This is a genomic window from Caldisphaera sp., from assembly GCF_023256325.1.
GTDB lineage: Archaea > Thermoproteota > Thermoprotei_A > Sulfolobales > Acidilobaceae > Caldisphaera.
In genome coordinates, this window is the sequence record NZ_JAGDXI010000032.1 from 1 (window position 1) to 3,397 (window position 3,397).

The 3,397-nt window shown below is 29.0% G+C and carries 4 protein-coding genes and 1 pseudogene; 1 reads left to right on the forward strand and 4 read right to left on the reverse strand.

The genetic code is table 11. The features are described 5' to 3' along the window. Window positions 1-627 (forward strand): annotated as a pseudogene (locus Q0C16_RS04480) (ABC transporter substrate-binding protein); the annotation flags it as partial. Window position 628: 1 nt separating this feature from the next. Here Q0C16_RS04480 and Q0C16_RS04485 read toward each other — a convergent pair. The 4 genes from Q0C16_RS04485 to Q0C16_RS07985 form a co-directional block, all read right to left on the reverse strand. Next, on the reverse strand, window positions 629-1,369 hold the full coding sequence (locus tag Q0C16_RS04485) for a nucleotidyltransferase family protein (protein ID WP_292319904.1): 741 nt from the start codon (window positions 1,367-1,369) through the stop codon (window positions 629-631). Window positions 1,370-1,490: 121 nt separating this feature from the next. After that, window positions 1,491-2,267, reverse strand: a complete 777-nt coding sequence (locus Q0C16_RS04490) for a DUF2797 domain-containing protein (protein ID WP_292319905.1) — start codon at window positions 2,265-2,267, stop codon at window positions 1,491-1,493. 282 nt (window positions 2,268-2,549) lie between these two features. Then, the gene (locus tag Q0C16_RS04495) at window positions 2,550-2,867 is read right to left on the reverse strand and encodes a hypothetical protein (RefSeq protein ID WP_292319907.1); all 318 of its coding nucleotides are present in this window, start codon (window positions 2,865-2,867) and stop codon (window positions 2,550-2,552) included. 101 nt (window positions 2,868-2,968) lie between these two features. Continuing rightward, window positions 2,969-3,190 (reverse strand): tyrosine-type recombinase/integrase, encoded by a 222-nt coding sequence (locus tag Q0C16_RS07985; RefSeq protein WP_367117907.1) that lies wholly within the window; start codon window positions 3,188-3,190, stop codon window positions 2,969-2,971. Window positions 3,191-3,397 lie beyond the last annotated feature (207 nt).

Here is a 3,397-nt window from a genome sequence, read left to right on the forward strand (position 1 = left end):
TACAATATAACAGTTAACTTCCCAATAATAGTATCAAGCGGTGATACTGTTGATTACACAGCAGCAGAGATGTGGGCGCAGGCATTACATGAAATAGATCCAAACATAAATGCACAACCTTTATACATGCCATTTGTAACTATGTATGCATATGATTCTGTGTATGGCCAAAACCCAATGCCTATATTTTATATGGGTTGGTCTCCAGGAACTCCTACGGCTTTAGAATTTGCCCAAGGAATGATTGAACAAGGAGGACCTTATGCTGCTCCTGATGGCTTTAATTCAACCTATTTAAAAGAAGTTAGTAGTTATTTTGCATCGCAAAACAATACATATTTATCAAATTTATTTGCAAATGAAAGCTATACTTACTCTTTACTAAATAATTTAACATTAAAAGCAATGGCTGCAGAGGTTGCAGGAAATACGAGTGAAGCACTAGACCTATATAAACAAGTAGACCAGCTTACAATAAACCTATATATGTATGTATATACAATACAACCTACTAACATGTGGGTACTGAAACCCTACATCCACGGCTATAACAATGAGATTTCATGGGAAGAAAATCCATTAACTAATGCGGCGGTTGACTCCGTATATTGGTGGTGGGAAAAGTAATTTACAATTTAATTACCTTTTTCAATAAATTATTATCTATTTTTTTATATCTTTCTAAGCTACCAACATCAATCCAATCATTATTATAAATATAGGCTTTTACTTTCATATTATTTTTTATCATATATGGTATTAAATCTCCCATTATGTCAAACTTTGTTCCAAGCTCTTTTTCTGCATTTTTTAGAACATTAATATTTAAAGATAAAATACCTATAGTTACTTTAACGTTTAACCATGGTTTTTCTTTAAGACTTAAAACATTATTATCATTATCTATTTCAGCTACACCCACAGGTATTTGATATTTATTTGCAACAACTAATACAGCATCCGAATTTTCTTTAAGTTGAAAATCTATTACATGCTTAGGATTAAGATTGGCTAATATATCTCCATACCATATCAATACAGGATTAGAGCTTATAAGATTGTTTTTATATGCTTTTAATAGAGAACCGCCAGTATTGCTATAATTTTCATCATCTATGCTATATCTTATATTCGTATTATACCTTTTTCCATCTTCAAAATAATTTTTAATATATTTCCATTTATAATTAACTAACAAGACTATTTCCTCAAATCCATTTTTTGTTAAATGATGAACAACATAATCTAATATAGGCTTTTCGTCATCCCCTAATGGAATCATAGGCTTTGGAACTATATCTGTATATGGCCTGAATCTTGAACCCTCTCCACCTGCTGGAATTACAGCTGTAAGATTCAAAACTTCCACCTAGCCTGATTATTTATTATTTAATCTAATATTTAAATATTATAATATAGCATAATTTGTAATTATTAATAAAAAATTATTTATTATTTATTGATCTTTATTTAAAATTGCTATTTAAGTTTTATATGATTTTATTTTCAATAAATATGCTATCTTTATGTAATAGCTGGGATTCGCGATAAATGTAGTAATTTGAACTATAAAGAATTAAATAACCGCCCCAAACTCCTTTTATTTCAAGTTCCTTGTTTTCTATGTTACCTTGTATATAATTAATCTTAGGTTGCTTTATTCTAAAAAATTCTGCTTCCCTAGAAATATCAAATTTTTTAGAAATTTTTTCAATATAATTTTTCATTCTAACCAAAGAATTATATAGACTTTCTGTTTGAATCCATTTATGTCTCCAGAGTTCATTAGCTAACTTGTTTTTTGATATATTAATTTCCATCAATCTTGCTTTATATAAGCTATCAGTTACATATATCTGCGTCGCTATTATATGAGGTTGTTCTGCTATTCTTTCTAATATTCTGAATTTCCTTGTAGTACCAACTTTTGGTAAATCTTCACCAAAGTCAACCAAATAAACTACATATTCTCCTCCTTTTATTTTATTATCAATTTCTTTGCATGCTTCTAAAGACTTCTCACCTCTATATGATAAGCATAAATTATATATTGCCCTTTCACTTCTTTTATGTTTGCTACAAAAACCTTCTGACATAACTGGACAATAAAACCTCTTTGAGGGATCATCTGCCTCTTCTAAAGGTCCATTATGCCATTCGCAATAACTATTTAAATCATTTTCAATAATTTTAATTTCACTAATATTTTTTAATGCTTTTTTGTGATCTTTTATACTCATATTTACCAAAGAATCTACGATTTCCATCGACACGGGAAGCCGATCCATAACTATGAAACCATCTGCATAGATTTGAATAGTAGTATTAACTGATTTAGATTTTAAAGCCGCATAATATGGCTTTAGGCCATCCTTCCAGTCTCTTTCTATCCTTTGTAAAATTAAGCGATGATATTCAACTTGGGTATGATCCTTAAAATAAGATTGTAATAATGGAGCTCCAGCTCTATACTCCCTAAGAAAATATTGTTCATAGTTTTCCTGTTTCCTAAGGAAACGGTAAATTGAAGTTGAACTTATTTCAATAGGTTAAATATTCATCTTGCGTATAAAATTCTTTATCGATTTCATAAGCGGGGAATTTAGCTTTTTTGTAAAACCGTAAAAAATCCCATATTCTGCATCAATACGATTGAATAAGACATCAGTTCCAAAAAGATTTATGAGATATTCTTCTGCAAGAGAAATGGAAAATTTGCCTTCGGAAATTTTCTTTGCATTGTATTTTTCAATAAATTCAGTTAGATCTTTGGAATATACTAAGGAAACAAATATTTCACTGAATGTTGATTCCCTTTTTAAAGAAAGATTTTTAAAGTCATCGATTAAAATAGTATTATTACTCATCAATATTAAATATTGTGTACTATTATATATGTTTTTCTTGTTTAAACTAATTATGGAGTTTGAAACTCTTTTTCTCTAAATTAGAGAAAGCCCGTTTCAAACTATACATATTGTATTCGATTTATGAACTGGGTTGTATATAGGCATGTAATGTCGGTGTATATCGATGTAACAAATATAGATGAATGGCTCAGCCATTTTTGGAGAACATTCAGAGGAATCCCACTTACTACAGCTTTCACAGCAAATGTATGCCTGAATTTGTGGGCATGGATTTTCATTAAAAAATTTATAATGCATCCAGATTTAGTGTCAAATTTCATGTAGTAAGCAACATAACGCCGCAAATAACCTATATTTTTTGAAAGTTCATAAAAAAATTATGAGGAAAAAACATTAAATTTAAAGCAGTAAATATAAAAAATTGATTTAGCGAATTGTATTAAAGCACTTTCAATTGACAAAGTTACGTTATAAATAATTTATGTTAATCTTTAAATATAGATATGTTTTTTCAGACATAACGGTGA

What these genes read in the sequence shown, in the direction of transcription:
- Q0C16_RS04495 (WP_292319907.1), bottom strand. Translation starts at nt 2,867, where the DNA reads ATGAGTAATAATACTATTTTAATCGATGACTTTAAAAATCTTTCTTTA.
- Q0C16_RS04490 (WP_292319905.1), bottom strand. Translation starts at nt 2,267, where the DNA reads ATGGAAATCGTAGATTCTTTGGTAAATATGAGTATAAAAGATCACAAA.
- Q0C16_RS07985 (WP_367117907.1), bottom strand. Translation starts at nt 3,190, where the DNA reads ATGAAATTTGACACTAAATCTGGATGCATTATAAATTTTTTAATGAAA.